14 protein-coding genes are annotated in these 16,063 nt (G+C 66.8%); 8 read left to right on the forward strand and 6 right to left on the reverse strand.

Features of this window, described 5'->3' with window-relative positions; genetic code table 11:
- A partial coding sequence (gene purB / locus RCJ92_RS10775) for an adenylosuccinate lyase (protein WP_446754552.1) occupies positions 1-1,280 on the reverse strand: 1,280 nt, incomplete at its 3' end.
- 161 nt (positions 1,281-1,441) lie between these two features.
- Here purB and RCJ92_RS10780 point away from each other — a divergent pair.
- Both RCJ92_RS10780 and RCJ92_RS10785 read left to right on the forward strand, forming a co-directional pair.
- Positions 1,442-1,711, forward strand: coding sequence for a hypothetical protein (locus tag RCJ92_RS10780; protein ID WP_054821497.1), 270 nt, complete (start codon positions 1,442-1,444; stop codon positions 1,709-1,711).
- 2 nt (positions 1,712-1,713) lie between these two features.
- Positions 1,714-3,066, forward strand: a complete 1,353-nt coding sequence (locus RCJ92_RS10785) for a hypothetical protein (protein ID WP_138926856.1) — start codon at positions 1,714-1,716, stop codon at positions 3,064-3,066.
- 9 nt (positions 3,067-3,075) lie between these two features.
- On the opposite strand, the gene RCJ92_RS10790 is transcribed toward RCJ92_RS10785, so the two are convergent.
- Positions 3,076-3,459, reverse strand: a complete 384-nt coding sequence (locus RCJ92_RS10790) for a phage holin family protein (protein WP_138175687.1) — start codon at positions 3,457-3,459, stop codon at positions 3,076-3,078.
- An 82-nt stretch (positions 3,460-3,541) separates the two neighbouring features.
- Between RCJ92_RS10790 and RCJ92_RS10795 the strand changes: the two genes are divergently transcribed.
- The 5 genes from RCJ92_RS10795 (at position 3,542) to RCJ92_RS10815 (ending at position 9,152) form a co-directional block, all read left to right on the forward strand.
- Complete coding sequence (locus tag RCJ92_RS10795; RefSeq protein ID WP_446754553.1) at positions 3,542-4,657, forward strand: histidinol-phosphate transaminase; 1,116 nt, start codon at positions 3,542-3,544, stop codon at positions 4,655-4,657.
- A 119-nt stretch (positions 4,658-4,776) separates the two neighbouring features.
- Positions 4,777-5,922: a pyruvate dehydrogenase (acetyl-transferring) E1 component subunit alpha gene (pdhA, locus tag RCJ92_RS10800; RefSeq protein WP_446754554.1), complete on the forward strand. Its 1,146-nt coding sequence runs from the start codon at positions 4,777-4,779 to the stop codon at positions 5,920-5,922.
- A 14-nt stretch (positions 5,923-5,936) separates the two neighbouring features.
- The gene (locus RCJ92_RS10805; RefSeq protein WP_138176137.1) at positions 5,937-6,902 is read left to right on the forward strand and encodes an alpha-ketoacid dehydrogenase subunit beta; all 966 of its coding nucleotides are present in this window, start codon (positions 5,937-5,939) and stop codon (positions 6,900-6,902) included.
- Between the two features lie 21 nt (positions 6,903-6,923).
- Positions 6,924-8,345 (forward strand): dihydrolipoamide acetyltransferase family protein, encoded by a 1,422-nt coding sequence (locus tag RCJ92_RS10810; RefSeq protein ID WP_446754555.1) that lies wholly within the window; start codon positions 6,924-6,926, stop codon positions 8,343-8,345.
- A gap of 123 nt (positions 8,346-8,468) precedes the next feature.
- On the forward strand, positions 8,469-9,152 hold the full coding sequence (locus RCJ92_RS10815; protein WP_446754556.1) for a DsbA family oxidoreductase: 684 nt from the start codon (positions 8,469-8,471) through the stop codon (positions 9,150-9,152).
- Between the two features lie 53 nt (positions 9,153-9,205).
- Here the strand turns inward: RCJ92_RS10815 and RCJ92_RS10820 are convergent, their stop codons facing one another.
- Entirely contained in the window at positions 9,206-11,317 is a 2,112-nt protein-coding gene (locus tag RCJ92_RS10820; RefSeq protein ID WP_446754560.1) for a S9 family peptidase, read from the reverse strand.
- Positions 11,318-11,499: 182 nt separating this feature from the next.
- Here RCJ92_RS10820 and RCJ92_RS10825 point away from each other — a divergent pair, with 182 nt between their 5' ends.
- Positions 11,500-12,288, forward strand: a complete 789-nt coding sequence (locus RCJ92_RS10825) for a hypothetical protein (RefSeq protein ID WP_446754557.1) — start codon at positions 11,500-11,502, stop codon at positions 12,286-12,288.
- A gap of 98 nt (positions 12,289-12,386) precedes the next feature.
- On the opposite strand, the gene RCJ92_RS10830 is transcribed toward RCJ92_RS10825, so the two are convergent.
- The 3 genes from RCJ92_RS10830 to RCJ92_RS10840 all read right to left on the reverse strand — a co-directional run bounded on the left by RCJ92_RS10830 (position 12,387) and on the right by RCJ92_RS10840 (position 15,793).
- Entirely contained in the window at positions 12,387-12,704 is a 318-nt protein-coding gene (locus tag RCJ92_RS10830; RefSeq protein ID WP_138175699.1) for a hypothetical protein, read from the reverse strand.
- Between the two features lie 158 nt (positions 12,705-12,862).
- Positions 12,863-14,356: an amino acid permease gene (locus RCJ92_RS10835; RefSeq protein ID WP_446754558.1), complete on the reverse strand. Its 1,494-nt coding sequence runs from the start codon at positions 14,354-14,356 to the stop codon at positions 12,863-12,865.
- Positions 14,357-14,377: 21 nt separating this feature from the next.
- Positions 14,378-15,793: an aspartate ammonia-lyase gene (locus RCJ92_RS10840; protein ID WP_446754559.1), complete on the reverse strand. Its 1,416-nt coding sequence runs from the start codon at positions 15,791-15,793 to the stop codon at positions 14,378-14,380.
- Between the last annotated feature and the right edge of the window lie 270 nt (positions 15,794-16,063).

The following is a 16,063-nucleotide window of genomic DNA, read 5'->3' on the forward strand; positions in this document are numbered from 1 at the left end:
TCCACGCGGTGTCCGCGGGTCAGGTCCTTCAGCCGCTCGTACGGGTTGTCCATGCCCTGGACCCCGGCGATGGCCTCGGCACGCATCACCATCTGGATGGCCTCGGCCAGCACCTCCCAGTTGTGGTCCAGGTCCTCGGCCAGCACGGTCTCGGCAACATCCAGGCGATCCAGGCCCTTGGCGACATTGGAGATGGCCAGCAGCGAGTGTCCCACTCCGGTGCCGATGTTGCGCTGCGAGGAGGAATCGGTCAGGTCGCGCTGCCAGCGGCTGGTGACCAGGGTGGCCGCCAGGGTGTCGAGCACCCCGTTGGAGATCTCCAGGTTCGCCTCGGCGTTCTCGAAGCGTATCGGGTTGACCTTGTGCGGCATGGTGGAGGAGCCGGTGGCCCCGGCCACCGGGATCTGCACGAAGTAGCCGATGGAGATGTAGCTCCAGATGTCGGTGCACAGGTTGTGCAGGATCCGGTTGAAGCGGGCGATGTCCGCGTACAGTTCCGCCTGCCAGTCGTGCGACTCGATCTGGGTGGTCAGCGGGTTCCAGGTCAGGCCCAGGTGTTCGACGAAGGACTTGGACACCTGCTGCCAGTCGGCGCCGGGCACCGAGGCGTAGTGGGCGGCGTAGGTGCCGGTGGCGCCGTTGATCTTGCCCAGGAACTCGGTCTTGGCGATGCGCTGAAGCTGACGGGTCAGGCGCCAGGCCAACACGGCCAGTTCCTTGCCCAGGGTGGTCGGGGTGGCCGGCTGGCCGTGGGTGCGCGAAAGCATCGGCACCTCGCGGGACTCCTCGGCCATCTTGGTCAGCTGGGCGACCAGGTCGCGGGCCGCGGGCAGCCAGACGTTTTCGATCCCGCCCTTGACGCCCACCGCGTAGGAGAGGTTGTTGATGTCTTCACTGGTGCAGCCAAAGTGCACCAGGGGCTTGAGCTGAGCAATGCCGATGCCCTCCAGACGGTTGGCAATGTAGTACTCCACGGCCTTCACGTCATGCACGGTCACGGCCTCGATCTCGGCCAGTTCCTTGACCGAGTCGGCGTTGAAGTCGGTGACGATCTTGCGCAGCGCGGTCTTCTGCTCATCGCTCAGCGGCGAGGTCCCGGGCAACACCGAATGATCGGTGAGGTGGATCAGCCATTCAATCTCAACATGGACCCGGTCGCGGTTCAGGGCCGCTTCGGAGAGGTAATCGACCAGCGGGGCGACCGCCGAACGGTAGCGGCCGTCGAGAGCACCAAGTGCCAACGGTTCATTTGCAAGGGAAGTGCGCGCATTCTCAGACATGCCCATATTCTTTCATCACTTGTGGCCAAGCACATCTTTTACGCCGCCCCACACCCTCCACAACCCGCGGGCTGGGACCGCCCGCAACGGCGGGCAGCACCCATGCTGGGTCAGAACGGGAGGTGAAGCCCGCAGAACTTTCACACTGGAGGTGCACGGCAATGTTCAACGCAACCTTGGATTCGGTGGGGGCCGCCCTGGCCGAAGCCCGGGAAGCCGCTGATTTGGCGATCCGGGAATTAACGGCAATCCATGCCCTGACATGGCACACCGAGACCGGGCAGGCTTTCATCCGGCGCAGCGGCGAGCTTGCGGCGGAGATCAACCGGCTTTGCGGACACATCACCCAAACCCAGGACGAGCTCCTTGCGGCCCGCCGCGAACTTGATGAACTGGAGACCCGGATCCTGCGGCTGCAGCTGGCGGCGTAGCCATGGGCTATGAGATCAATTACAGCGAAAAGGATTACGCGGCCGCCGCACACGGCTGTGCCCGCGCCGCCGAGGCGCTGCACCGGGTGCAGCAGCTGCTGGCCTCCACCCAGGGCAGGATCCTGCTCAGCGCAGCCGAGGCCAGGCTCACTGCGGCTCAGGCCGGACTGGCCCCACCGCTGGTGCATCTGACCCAGCTGGCCGAGCTGGTGCAGCAGGGCACGGCTGCCGCCAACGACGCCCAGGGCAATGCCGGGGAATTGGGGACAAGGGTGGGGCAGGCGATGGACAACGCTCGGGCCGCGGAGCACCGGGTTGTCACCCTGCTGGCGCTGCTGAGTTCACCGCGCACCATCACCGAATTCGTCGGCGAGTGGTGGAGCACCCGGGGCAGCCCGCCGCGGGACAGCACCGAGCGGATGCTGGAACTGCTCGGAGCGCTGCTGCGGGCCCCGCTTGACCCGTTCAATCAACCCGACCCGCACCAGCGCCAAGTGGATGAATTCCTGGAAGACCTCACCCGCGTCTTGGATGGGAATCAGCAGCTGCCAGTGCAGCCCATCCGGATCCGGCACAGCGAAGCATTGCCTCCCCTGGAATTGGACGGAGGCCTGGAGGGCTACTACCGGCTGCAGGCCGAGGTGCTGCGCCAGGAGTCACGGATCCTCGTCGGCAAGACATTGCAGGATGGTGAGGAAACCTTCGTGGTGATCCTTCCGGGCACCCACGGCGAGCTTGGGGAGCAGAACCCTTTTGACGCCCGGGGAATCCTGGATTCGTTGGGCCAGGATTCCGGGAACTATATTCCTCCGGTCCTGCAGGCGCTGCGGCAAAGCGGTGCACGGGAGGGCAGCCGGATCATCTTCAGCGGCCACTCCCAGGGCGGGGTGCACGCGGTGAACCTTGCCAAGAACCCGCTGATTGGTCAGAAGTTCAAAGTCCAAGCGGTGCTCACCCTCGGAGCGCCGATCGGCAACGTGCAGTTGCCGCAGCAGATTATGGCGCTGCACGTGGAGGACGCCTCCGACCCGGTCCCCGGGCTGGACGGGCGCGCCAACCGGCGCCGGCCCCGGCAGCTGACGGTGACCTTTCGTGGGCCGGAGAACCCCGGGGTGTTGCCCAAGGGCACCTTCGGGCCCGGGCATACACTGCAAAATTACGGGAACCATTTGCGGCAGCTACAGCGGCAACCGGCCCGGGATCTATCCCCGGTGCTGCGCGGATTGCGCTTTGAACCGGGCCCGATGCAGCTGCGCGGGTTCACCTTGCGACGCATCCCACCGGAACGTCCCAAGACGCCCACTCGTAGGGACGAGAATTACCGCAAACTCGGGCAGATCGCCCCACCACGTTAGGGCCGCTGGCTACCGTTCAATCAGGGCGAAACGCCCCAGGATCGCCGAGACGATGGAGACGATGATCGTGCCCCAAATCGCGTCCCACCAGAAGGCGTTGACGCTGAGCCCCACCGGTAGGAACTGGGTCAGCCAGGCAGTGAGCATTAACATGCCGGCGTTGATGATGATCGTGAAGATCCCCAGCGTCAAGCAGGTCAGCGGCAGCGACAGGAAGGCGATCACCGGGCGGATCAGCGCATTAACCAGCCCGAAGACCAGCGCGACAACCAGGTAGGCGATGACCCGCGAGAACGTGGTGTCCTCGGCGGGAATGACGTTGATGCCCGGAACCACCCAGACGGCGGCGGCCAAGGCCAAGGCGTTGACGATGACTCGTAGCAGGAAGCTCATGGCACTAGCTTTTCACATTCACCGGGGTATGAGCTGGAAAAACACCATGCCCGCCGGGGCTGCGCACCGATAAGCTGGCTTCATGAGTGAGAACCCCGTAACCCATGATCCGGTGCAGCCCCGTCCCGTGGTTGCCCGGTTGCCGAAATATGCCGCAGGGAAGCCGCCGGTGCAGGTGCCGGGGCTGACCCCCTACAAGTTGGCCTCAAACGAGAACCCCTTCGGGCCCTTGGAGGAGGTTCGCCAAGCCATTGCCGCCGAGGCCTACATCAACCGCTACCCGGACACCGCCTCCACCGAGCTGTGCTCCCAGCTGGCCCCGATGCTGGGCGTGCCGGCCGAGGACATCGTCACCGGCGCCGGGTCACTCGGTGCCCTGACCCAGATCCTGGCCACCTTCGCCGGCGCCAACGAGGACGGAATCCAAGATGAGGTGATCTTCGCCTGGCGTTCCTTTGAGGCCTACCCCATCGTGGTGCAGACCGCTGGAGCACTTCCGGTCCCGGTGCCGCTGCTGGAGGACGGCCGCCACGATCTGCAGGCCATGGCCGAGGCCATCAACGAGAACACCTCGGTGATCCTGCTGTGCACCCCGAACAACCCGACTGGTCCGGTCCTGACCCAGCGGGAAGTCGATGACTTCATTGCCCGGGTTCCGAAGAATGTGCTGATTGTCCTGGACGAGGCCTACACCGAGTTCGTGCGCGACTCGCAGGCGGTGGACGGGGTGAAGACCTACCAGCAGCACCGCAACGTAGTGGTGCTGCGCACCTTCTCCAAGGCCCATGGCCTGGCGAACCTGCGCGTCGGCTACTCGATCTCGCAACCCGAAATCACCAACTACATCCGCCTGGTCGCCACCCCGTTTGCGGTTTCCAGCGTGGCCCAGCAGGCGGCGATCGCCTCGCTGAAGCACCTGGACCAGGTGATGGCCCGGGTGGACTCGCTGGTGGAGGAACGCGAACGGGTTGTGGCCGGGCTCAAGGAGCTGGGCTGGAAGATCCCGGCGACCGAGGCGAACTTCGTCTGGCTGCCGCTGGGGGAGCAGACGATGCAGTTCGTGGCGCTGGCCGAGGAACGCGCGCTCTCGGTGCGCGGCTTCGCCGGTGAAGGGGTGCGGGTTTCGATTGGCGAGGTCGAGGCCAACGACCGCTTCCTGGAACTATGCCGGGAGAATGCGGGATTGCTAACCCCGTAGAACCGCGCCAAATCTCGCAATTGGCACGGCGGTGCCGCTAGGCTTGATCCCAGGACAAGCCGTATATGTCTCATGCGGAATGTATTCCGCATGAGGCATATTTGATTGAAGGGAAACGCATGCCCTCTAGTGCAGCCGAGGCATCGGATCAGGAGTTCATCCAGTTACTGACTCCGGACGGCAAACGGCACTCCCATGAGTTCTACGATGCCTACCTGCAGGATGTGGACGAGCAAATGCTGCGGGACTTCTACCGCGACATGGCCCTCACCCGCCGCTTCGATGCGGAGGCCACCGCCCTGCAGCGCCAGGGGCAGCTGTGCCTCTGGGTTCCGTTGCGCGGGCAGGAGGCGGCGCAGATCGCCTCGGGCCGGGCCACCCGCCCGGGGGACTACATCTTCCCCACCTACCGCGAACACGGGGTGGCGCTGACCCGCAACGTCGACTTCTCCGAAATGCTGCGCCTCTTCCGCGGCATCTCCGGAGGGGGCTGGGATCCGCGGGAGAACAACTTCCACATGTACACCATGGTGCTCGCCGCCCAGCTGCCGCACGCCACCGGATACGGCATGGCGGTGAATCTGGAACAGCACGACTGGGATGAGCAGCGCCGCGCCACCGAGGGCGAGGCCGTGGTGGCCTACTTCGGTGACGGGTCCTCCACGGAGGGTGAGACCCACGAATCCATGGTCTTCGCCGCCAGCTTCAACGCCCCAGTGGTCTTCTTCTGCCAGAACAACCAGTGGGCCATTTCCGTGCCGTTCGAGGTCCAGTCCAAGGTGCCGCTGGTGCAGCGCGCCGCCGGCTATGGGATGCCGGGCCTGCAGGTGGACGGCAACGACGTGCTGGCAGTGCTGGCCGCCACCCGCTGGGCGATGGAGCACGCGCGCAGCGGCAAGGGCCCGGTGCTCATCGAGGCGATCACCTACCGCCTGGGCGCGCACACCACCGCCGATGATCCGACCAAGTACCGCCAGAGCGCGGAGGAGCAGTCCTGGGACCCCAAGGACCCGCTGGTCCGCCTGGAAACCTACCTGCGCGAGCAGGGGCTGGTGGATGACGAGTTCTTCGAGCAGCTGGCCCGCGACGGCGATGAGATGGCCGCCCGGGTGCGCAAGGACGCCATGGCCTTCCCGGTCCCGTCCCTGGCCGAGGTCTTCGAGCACGTCTACGCCGAGGCGCACCCGCTGGTGAAGGAAGAACTGCAATGGCACCTGGAGTATGAAGCAGGATTCGCCGACCAGGCCGGAAACGAGGGCAAGTAACCGTGAGCACCACCATGACCCTGGCCAAGGCGATCACCGCCGGGCTGGACAAGATCCTTGAAAACGATGACCACGCCGTGTTGATCGGTGAGGACATCGGCAAACTCGGCGGCGTCTACCGCATCACCGAGGGACTGCAGGGCAAGTACGGGGCCCACCGGGTGATCGACTCGCCGCTGGGCGAGGCGGGCATCGTGGGCGCCAGCGTGGGCATGGCCCTGCGCGGGCACACCCCGCTGGCCGAAATCCAGTTCGACGGCTTCGTATTCCCGGCCTTCAGCCAGATCACCACCCAGCTGGCCAAGATGCGCACCCGCTCCGAGGGGCGGATCAACATGCCGGTGGTCATCCGCATCCCCTACGGCGGCGGCATCGGCTCCATTGAACACCACTCCGAATCCCCGGAGGCCCTGTTCGTGCACACCGCCGGGCTGCGGGTCATCACCCCCTCCAACGCGCACGACGCCTACTGGATGATCCAGCAGGCCGCCGCCTGCCAGGACCCGGTGATCTACCTGGAACCCAAGCGCCGCTACTGGCTCAAGGGCGAGGTGGACACCGAAACCCCGACCCTGGACGCCTTCAAGGCCCAGGTGGTGCGCCCCGGCGAGGACGCCACCATCGTCGCCTACGGTCCGCTGGTGCCGGTCGCGCTGGCCGCCGCCGAGGCGGCCCGGGAGGACGGGCGTTCGGTCGAGGTCATCGATCTGCGTTCACTCTCACCCATTGACTTTGACACCATCACCGAATCGGTGCAGAAGACCGGACGGCTGATCGTCACCCATGAGGCGCCGACCTTCGGCGGGCTGGGCGGGGAAATCGCCGCGCGCATCACCGAACGGGCGTTCTTGTACCTGGAGGCCCCGGTGCTGCGGGTGGGCGGGTTCCACATGCCCTACCCGATCTCAAAGGTGGAATCCCAGTACCTACCCGACATCGACAAGCTGCTCGAAGCGCTCGACCGCTCCTTCGCATACTAGAAACGGTCCAAGGAGAGAATCATGACTACCTTCAACCTGCCCGATGTGGGCGAGGGACTGACCGAAGCCGACATTGCCGCCTGGAAGGTCGCGGTGGGGGACACCGTGGAGGTCAACCAGGTCTTCGTTGAGATCGAAACCGCCAAGTCGCTGGTGGAGCTGCCCAGCCCCTATGCCGGGGTGGTGACCGAGCTGCACGCGGCCGAGGGGGAAACCCTGGCCGTGGACTCCCCGCTGATCACCATCGACGAGGAGGGGAACAAACCGGCCCCCACCGGAACTCCGGAACCGGCCGAGGCCCTGGCCACCGCCGCCCCGGTGGCCAGCGAGGAACCCGGCCCGCTGGTCGGCTCCGGCCCCACCGCGGACGCCTCGCACCGCCGCCAGCGGGTGAACCGCCCGATGCCCAGCGAGTCGGGCAAGCGCACCGCCGCGGTGCGCGCCGAAAGCGCCCCGGCCGCCCTGGCCGACCAGATTTCGCGCCGCGCCCAGGGCCTGGGGGCGGCAGTCGCCCGGGAAGTGGACAAGCGCAAGCCCGCGGTCGCCAACTTCATGGACCGGGTGCTGGCCAAGCCGCCGGTGCGGCGCCTGGCCAAGGAACTGAACATTGACCTGCAGGACGTGGTCGGTACCGGAACCCAGGGGGAAATCACCCGGGAAGACGTCAACAGCTACAACGCCCAGCGCGCGGCCGAACGCGACGCGGCACCGCTGTACTGGCAGAAGGGCGCCAGCCAGGAAACCCGCATCGAGCGCATCACCGTGCGCGGGGTGCGCAAGGCCACGGCCAAGGCCATGGTCGACTCGGCGTTCACCGCCCCGCACGTGTCCATCTTCGTGGACGTGGACGCCAGCCGGACCATGGAATACATTGCCCGGCTGAAGAAGTCCCGCGACTTCGAGGGCATCAAGGTCTCCCCGCTGCTGGTGCTGGCCCGCGCGGTGATCTGGGCGGCGGCCCGAAACCCCTCGGTCAACGCCAGCTGGGTGGAGACCGAGAACGGCGCGGAGATCCACCAGAAGCACTTCCTGAACCTGGGCATCGCCGCCGCCACCCCGCGCGGGCTGTTGGTGCCGAACATCAAGGACGCGCAGAACCTGTCCATGCGGGAGCTGGCGATCGCGCTGAACGAGCTGGCCACCACCGCCCGGGCCGGGAAGACCGCCCCGGAGGACATGCGCAACGGCACCTTGAGCATCACGAACATTGGCGTGCTGGGCATCGATACCGGCACCCCGATCATCAACCCCGGTGAGGTGGCGATCGTTGCCTTCGGCACGATCCGCCAGAAGCCGTGGGTCGTGGACGGGGAAGTGGTGCCGCGCTGGATCACCACCCTGGGCGGCTCCTTCGACCACCGCGTGGTGGACGGGGACCTCTCGGCCCGGTTCATGGCCGACGTCGCGGCCATCATGGAGGAACCGGCGCTGCTGCTGGACTGATCCGGCGCTCTCTGGAGGCCAGGCCGGCACCCGTCCACCGCTGCCGGGGGACGGGTGCCGGGCGAACCTGCCAATTGCCGCAACACCGGTGACCTGCCGGCGGGACCCTGTCACGCTGGGCAGATGACACCACCACAAGTATCACCGGGCACCGTCGTCGCCTTCACCGATGTGATGTGCGGCTGGTCCACCCTTGCCTTCCACCGTTTCTACCAGGCCCGTGAAGCGGCGGGCCTGGAAGACCAGCTGACGCTGGACCCCCAGCTGTTCCTGCTGGAGGACGTAAACCGGATGGCCCTGAACACCAAGATCATTGAAGGGGAAAAGCCGGTTGTCGGCGCGCTGGCCGAGGAACTCGGGTTCAAGCCCTGGCAGCGGGACCCCTCCGAATACCCGGTCACCAGCCTGCCGGCCAATGAGGCGGTGCACGCGGCAAAGGAACAGTCCGCCCGTGCCGCCGAACAGCTGGACATGGCGCTGCGCCTGGGGTTCTGGCGGGACAGCCGGTGCATCAGCATGCGCCACGAAATCCTGGACATTGCCACAGACTGCGACCGGGTCGATGTGAACCGGCTGCGCGAGGCACTGGATACCGGCCGGGCCCGGGCAGCGATGATGCGCACCTACCTGGACTGCCGCGAAGAGGTACAGGGAAGCCCGCACTTTTTCCTGCCCGATGGCAGCAGCAGCCACAACCCCGGCATCACGATGCGCCAGGTTGGCCAGCCCGGTGCCGGGTTCCTTGTGGTCGATGAGGACGACCCCGAGGTGTACGCCCAGCTGGTGCGCCGCGCCGTGCGGCAGTAGCCGGCCCCGGCCCTGGCCCCTGGCCATGCCGCCGGGGCCGGGAGGGAGCCGGCCTAGTCTCGCTGGGGCTCCGGGTTCTGCGGGGGCCGCAGCCCCAGCACCTCGGGCAGCGGCTGGGGCTCGTGCTCCAGCACATGTTCGGCCAGGTAGCCGATCACCACCTGGTACCAGAGCTTGGCGTGCTGCGGGGAGAGGATCCAGTGGTTCTCCTGCGGGAAGTACAGGAAGCGGTGGGCGGTCGAACCGTCGGCCTGCTGCGGCAGCCCGGATAGGGAGAGCAGCTCGTACCACAGCCGCAGGCCCTCGCCGATGGGCACACGGTAGTCCTTGTCCCCATGGATCACCAGCATCGGGGTGCGGATCTGCTTCACGTACCGGCTGGGCGAGTACTTGGTGACCACTTCCGGCTGCATTTCCCGGGCCCAGTAGAACGCCGCATCGGTGGTCGGGCCGAACCCGTCCAAGTCCCACAGGCTCGCATGGGTGACGATGGCCTTGAAACGCCGGGTCTGCCCGGCGATCCAGTTGGCCATGTAGCCGCCGAAGCTGCCGCCCATCGCCGCGGTGCGGCTGGCGTCGATCTCCGGGCGCTGTTCCGCGGCGTCGGTGATTGCCATCAGATCCGTGTAGGGATGCTCGCCCCACATGCCCCAGCCGCGGGCAATGAACTCCTGCCCGTACCCGGTGGACAGCCCCGGATCCGGCAACAGCACCGCATAGCCCTGCGCCACCAGCAGCCACGGGTTCCAGCGCCAGCTCCAGCTGTTCCAGGAGGATAGCGGCCCGCCGTGCACCCACAACAGCAGCGGCGCCGGATTTTGCGCTCCGGCCTCATGCGGCACCGCAAGCCAGGCGCGAATGCTGGTTCCGTCCGCGGCGGTGGTGTCCACCTCCTGCAGGGTGCCGGGCAGCTGTGGACGCTGCACCGGGGAATCCAGCTCCTGCAGCTGCACCTGCTCGCCCTCCTCCAGCGCCGAGATGTGCGCCAGGTCCAGCTTCACCGGTTCGGCCGGGTACTCGTAGCTGGCGCGCAGCGCGTAGGCGGAACGTGAATCCGGGGAGATCGCCACGTCGCTGTAGGCGCCCTCGGTGGTCAGCCGGGTGACCTTGTCCGATTCCAGGGCCAGATGGAACACCGGGGCCCGGCCGGTGTCATCGGCGGTGAGCAGCACCCCGGTGCCGTTGGGCAGCCAGGTGATGGAGCTGGCCCAGCGGTCCCAGCCGATGGCGACCTGATGGGATTCCCCGCTGTCCAGGTTCATCAGCCACAGTGTGGGGTGCACCGGACGCTGCGGGGTGGAGCGTTCGGCGCGGGTGTAGATCAGCTGGGAGGAGTCCGGGCTGATCCTGCCCATCTCGTATTCGTAGCGTTCATCCGGGCTCAGCAGCAGCTCCCGCTGCCCGGTCTCCAGGTCGATGCGCATGATGCCGGTGTGGATGCTTCCCCGGCCTTCGGGCAGGCTCCAGTCGGTGAGCAGGAACTGGCCGTTGGGGGCCACGTCCATCCCGGCCTCCAGCAGGTGCCCGCCGGCCCCGGGGGTGATGTTGTGCAGTTCGGCCGGTGTGGCGGGGTCCTGGCTGACCGACGCGGTGTAGTAGTTGGGCCGCTGGGGACCCAAATCGGTGTCCCAGTAGCGCACCGGGTAGCCGGTGTGCAGGATCGCATCAACCTTCTTGTCCTTGCGCATTTCGCGCAGCGCCTTTTCCTCCTCGATGTCCCGGGCCCCGGGCAACGAGTGCGCGGTGATCACCAGGTTCTCGCGGCGTCCGGCCGGGGCGTGGGGCAGCGTGGTGAACGTGTCGATCCCGGCCGGGTGCTCGGCCAGTAGCTGGGCTTCTCCGCCGTTGCGGGGCAGCAGCCACACCCCGGCGGTCGCGTCCTCCTTCTCCGAACGCTTGGCCACGAACAAAAGGTCGCCCTCGGCGTTGAAGCGGGGCTGGGATTCGCCCTGCTCCCCGTGGGTGAGACGGCGCGCCGGCCGCCGGCCGGCCGGGTCCAGCTCCCACAACGAGTTCAGGTACTTGGTGCCTTCCTCGTTCAGTGCGGCCACCGTGGTGATCAGCCGGCTGCCGTCGGGGGAGAGGCGCAGCCCGTTCAGGCGCTGCAGTGCGATATACGAATCCAGATTATGAAATGAATGCTTAGAGTGTTCCACCTCACACATCATTCCACCGAATACGCCTAGGCACTAGTCCACGCGGCAAAGAGACCAGCTTTCCGGCTTCGTTGCCCCTGGCTTGACTCATAACGATTCCGCACCGATTCATGGAGTTCGCGCGGAATCCGGTCCCGGGGTCTTGGAACTGCGCCGGGGCTCGGGCAAGGTGGATCCAGGAGGCGATTTTCATGAATCCGAGAAAGACCCCCGCCCTATACCTTGGTGGCGCCGCGGCCGCCATGTTCCTGCTGGCCGCCTGCAACACCACCCCGGCCGACCCGGGCCCCTCGCCCACTTCGGCCCCGGCCACCGCATCCCCCACCACCTCGGCACCGCCGAGCAGCGCATCCCCGTCCAGTGAACCGACCCAGACCCAGACCCAGACCAGCCCGACCCCGCAGCCCAGCGAAACCCAGACGTCGCAGTGGCAGGAGTTTTCCACCCAGGGCCTGAGCTTCAAGCATCCGAAGGACTGGACCGTCGTTCCCGATGACTGCGAGCACTGCGATCCGGACGAGGATCCGATGGACAACCCGTTCACCGAGTGGAAGGTCAAGAACGAGAAGGGCCGAACCCTGATCGAGTTCAAGGCCAACTCCGCGGAGGACACCGACGGAGACATGGACACGTACCAGCGCACCAAGATTGAACAGGAGGCGTTGCCGGCCAAGCTCAGCAAACCGGCCAGCCTCTATGCCGAGCACTACGTGAGCACCGAATCCGACGGGGATACCGAGGAGAAATTCCTGGTCATGCTCATCAACGACGAGATGATCGCCGAACGCGGGCAGCAGCCGGCACTGTCCTACTTCAGTCCCAAGAAGGACCTGTATTCGGTCATGGAATCCACCGGGGACCTGCCCGAACTGCTGGGCTTTGACGAGGACCACGTCACCGTGGACCAGGCCCGCCAGATCGTGCAGAGCCCCGAATACCAGACGGTGCGGCAGATCATGCTCAGCCTGCGTCCGGCCTAGGCCGTGCACGCCTGCAGCCGGCGCCCGAAGGCAGGATCCCTTCGGGCGCCGACTGGCCGCGGGACCGGTGCACCGTGCCGGGTCACGGCCCGCAGCACCTAGACGACGTCGGGCTGGGCCGCGCCGCCCTCACCTTCCCAGGTGCGAATCGAATGGGCCTTGCGGGAGTTGAACTTCAGGCGCACACCATGGCCGAACTCCTCGTCCTCGGGCAGGAAGACGGCGCCCAGGCCCTCCAGCGCGGCGCGCAGCTTCTCCTGCTGGTCGGCGTCCAGCTCCACGCGCCCGGCCTCGAAGTCACGCAACAGGGCCAGATCGAACCCGGACTTTTGGCTCAGATAGTCCGGGGTTACCTGCACCAGGACCCGGGCAGCCTGGGCCTGGCCTGGACGGATAATGGGATTAAAGAGCGTCATGGCCCCAGCATCCCAAGCGGGCCGGTGAAAGTGAAGGGCTTGGCCCACTCTCCCAGAATCACCGGCTCATCCGTGGTGCCGCAGCAACGCCGAAGGGGCCCGGACCCGCAGCGCACTGCGGATTCGGGCCCCTTGGGTGGGTCAAGGGCCGCTCCAGCCTAGAGGCGGCTGTGTTCGGCCTCGTCTTCCTGCACCCGGCGTTCGGCCGCCAGGCGGGCGGCGGCGATCTCGTTGCTCCGGTCACGGCACAGGAACCAGCCGATCACCAGCAGCGGGATGATGATCGCCAGCGAGGCGATCGTCCAGGTGCCCACCGGGTTGTCGAACGCCATCATCACCAGCACCAGGGCCAGGAAGACCAGCGTCACCCACCCGGAGACCGGGGCCAGCGGCATCCGGAAGGACGGGCGCTGCAGTTGGCCGGCGCGGGCCTTCTTCACCAGCGCCATCTGGCACAGCACGATCATCGCCCACGCGGAGATGATGCCGATCGCGGCGAAGTTCAGTACGATCTCAAACGCCTTGGCCGGCACGATCGCGTTCAGCAGCACACCGAACACGGCGATCACCGCGGTGATCACAATGCCGCCGTAGGGCACCCCGGCCTTGTTCATCCGCCCCGCAAAGCGCGGGGCCGAGCCGTTCAGCGACATCGAGCGCAGGATCCGACCGGTGGAGTACAACCCGGCATTCAACGAGGACAGCGCCGCGGTGAGCACCACCAGGTTCATCACCACATCCATGCCCTGCACGCCGATCGCGCCGAAGAACGTCACGAACGGGGACTCGCCGTCCTTGTAGGCGGTGTAGGGCAGCAGCAGGGAGAGCAGCACCAGCGAACCGACGTAGAACACCGCGATGCGCACGATGACCGTGTTCACCGCCTTGGGCATCACCTTTTCCGGGTTCTTCGCCTCCCCGGCCGCGGTGCCGATCAGCTCGATCGAGGCGTAGGCGAACACCACGCCCTGCATCAGCACCAGCACCGGCATCAGGCCGCTGGGCAGCAGCCCGCCGTTGTCGCTGATCAACGAGAAGCCGACCTGATGGCCCTCGATCGGGGTCCCGAAGATCACGAAGTAGCAGCCCACCAGCAGGAAGGCGACCAGCGCCACCACCTTGATCAGCGCAAACCAGAACTCCAGCTCACCAAAGACCTTCACCGAGATCAGGTTCATCGACAGCACCAGCAGCAGGGCGGCCAGCGCCCACAGCCACTGCGGCACCGCGCCGATCCAGGGCACGTATTTGCCAAAGAAGTTCATGTACAGCGCCGCGGCGGTGATGTCCACGATCGAGGTCATGCACCAGTTCAGCCAGTACAGCCAGCCGGTGGCGAACGCCGCCTTCTCCCCGTAGAACTCACGGGCGTAGGAGACGAACGAGCCCGAGGAGGGCCGGTGCATCACCAGTTCGCCCAGCGCGCGCAGGATCAGGAAGGCGAAGAAGCCGCAGACCGCATAGCTGATCACGATGCCCGGCCCGGCCTGCGCCAGCCGTCCGCCGGCCCCCATGAACAGTCCGGTGCCGATCGCCCCGCCGATCGCGATCATCTGCATCTGCCGGCCCGAAAGGCCCTTGTGGTAGTCCGCGTCGCCGGCGGTCAGCGAGGCGTCGGGAACGGGGGTGTTCCCAGTGGTGGAATGCTCCATCAGTATCCTTGGGTGGGGGGATTAGTCGGAAAGATTGGCAAGGCGCTCGGGGGAGAGCAGCTCATTGAGGTCCTCGGCGGAGAGCAGGCCGCGTTCCAGGACCAGCTCGGCCACACCGCGTCCGGTGTGCAGCGCCTCCATCGCGATCGAGGTCGACGCCGCGTAGCCCAGGCGCGGGTTCAGCGCGGTGACCAGGCCGATGGAGTTCTCCACCTCGCGGCGCAGCGCCGCCTCATCCGCGGTGATCCCGTCGATGCAGCGTTCGGCCAGGGTGAGGCAGCCGTTGGTCAGGTGCTTGAGCGAGAGCCCGATCGAGTGCACGATCACCGGTTCGAACGCGTTCAGCTGCAGCTGCCCGCCCTCCGCGGCCATGGTCACGGTCAGATCGTGGCCCACCACCTGGTAGGCGATCTGGTTCACGACCTCGGGGATCACCGGGTTGACCTTGCCGGGCATGATCGAGGACCCGGACTGCACGGCCGGCAGCTGCAGGTCGTAGAGCCCGGCGCGCGGGCCGGAGGAGAGCAGGCGCAGGTCGTTGCAGATCTTGGAGATCTTCAGCGCCACGCGCTTGAGCACGCCGGACAGGTGCACGAACGCGCCCACGTCGCTGGTCGCCTCGATCAAATCCGGGCTGGTGGTCAGCGGCAGGCCGGTCAGCTCGCGCAGGTGGCGGCAGGCGGCCTCGGCGTAGCCGGCCGGGGCGTTCAGCCCGGTGCCGATCGCGGTGGCGCCCAGGTTGATCTCGGTGACCAGGCTCAGCGACTCGGCCAGCCGGTCCCGGTCCTCACGCAGGGTCACCGCCCAGCCGCCGAACTCCTGGCCCACGGTCATCGGCACCGCGTCCTGCAGCTGGGTGCGGCCCATCTTCACCACGGTGCGGAACTCGGTGGCCTTGGCCAGGCAGGAATCCTCCAGCTGCTGCATCGCGGCCAGCAGCGGCTGGGTGGCGAAGTAGGTGGCGATGTTCACCGCGGTCGGGTAGGCGTCATTGGTGGACTGGGACAGGTTCACATGGTCGTTCGGGTGCAGGTACTGGTACTCGCCCTTGGCATGGCCCATGATCTCCAGGGCCAGGTTCGCGATGACCTCATTGGCGTTCATGTTGGTGCTGGTCCCGGCCCCGCCCTGGATCGGGTCAATGATGAACTGGTCGTGCAGCGCCCCGCCGGCCACCGCCTCGCAGGCCCGGTCAATGGCCTGGGCGCGTTCGGCGTCCAGCAGCCCCAGCTCGTGGTTCGCCCGGGCGGCGGCCTGCTTCACGCGGGCCAGCGCGTTGATCAGGTGCGGGTTGCCCTCAAGGGTGGTGCCGGTGATGTGGAAGTTCTCCTTGGCGCGCAGCGTGTGCACGCCCCAGTAGGCTTCCACCGGAATTTCCAGGTCACCGATCAGGTCATGCTCGGTGCGAGTCTGTCCCGACAGCAGGGTGGTGGACATGGCAGATGTACTCCTTTGTGAAATCTGTTGCGTGAAACTTCATGGGGCAGCACGGGCGCGCTGCCAAAACTGTGGGGCGGGACAAGCCCGCAGGCCGCCGGTGCGGTAAAGCCCGGCCGGCTACAGTGCGGCCAGCTCGCCGACCACTTCTCCGCCGCCGTAGGCCGGGGAGCTGGCCAGCTGGCGCAGCCCCGCGGGGGCCGCGCCGCCTAGGTGCTCCAGCAGCAGCTTGGCGGTCACCGGCATCCGGGCCCGGTCCGAGCCGTCGGC

It is taken from the genome of Glutamicibacter sp. BSL13, from assembly GCF_052928425.1.

Coding starts and splice junctions, on each gene's coding strand:
- RCJ92_RS10780 (WP_054821497.1), top strand. CDS start 1,442: ATGTTCAACGCAACCTTGGATTCGGTGGGGGCCGCCCTGGCCGAAGCC.
- RCJ92_RS10785 (WP_138926856.1), top strand. CDS start 1,714: ATGGGCTATGAGATCAATTACAGCGAAAAGGATTACGCGGCCGCCGCA.
- RCJ92_RS10790 (WP_138175687.1), bottom strand. CDS start 3,459: ATGAGCTTCCTGCTACGAGTCATCGTCAACGCCTTGGCCTTGGCCGCC.
- RCJ92_RS10795 (WP_446754553.1), top strand. CDS start 3,542: ATGAGTGAGAACCCCGTAACCCATGATCCGGTGCAGCCCCGTCCCGTG.
- pdhA (WP_446754554.1), top strand. CDS start 4,777: ATGCCCTCTAGTGCAGCCGAGGCATCGGATCAGGAGTTCATCCAGTTA.
- RCJ92_RS10805 (WP_138176137.1), top strand. CDS start 5,937: ATGACCCTGGCCAAGGCGATCACCGCCGGGCTGGACAAGATCCTTGAA.
- RCJ92_RS10810 (WP_446754555.1), top strand. CDS start 6,924: ATGACTACCTTCAACCTGCCCGATGTGGGCGAGGGACTGACCGAAGCC.
- RCJ92_RS10815 (WP_446754556.1), top strand. CDS start 8,469: ATGACACCACCACAAGTATCACCGGGCACCGTCGTCGCCTTCACCGAT.
- RCJ92_RS10820 (WP_446754560.1), bottom strand. CDS start 11,317: ATGTGTGAGGTGGAACACTCTAAGCATTCATTTCATAATCTGGATTCG.
- RCJ92_RS10825 (WP_446754557.1), top strand. CDS start 11,500: ATGAATCCGAGAAAGACCCCCGCCCTATACCTTGGTGGCGCCGCGGCC.
- RCJ92_RS10830 (WP_138175699.1), bottom strand. CDS start 12,704: ATGACGCTCTTTAATCCCATTATCCGTCCAGGCCAGGCCCAGGCTGCC.
- RCJ92_RS10835 (WP_446754558.1), bottom strand. CDS start 14,356: ATGGAGCATTCCACCACTGGGAACACCCCCGTTCCCGACGCCTCGCTG.
- RCJ92_RS10840 (WP_446754559.1), bottom strand. CDS start 15,793: ATGTCCACCACCCTGCTGTCGGGACAGACTCGCACCGAGCATGACCTG.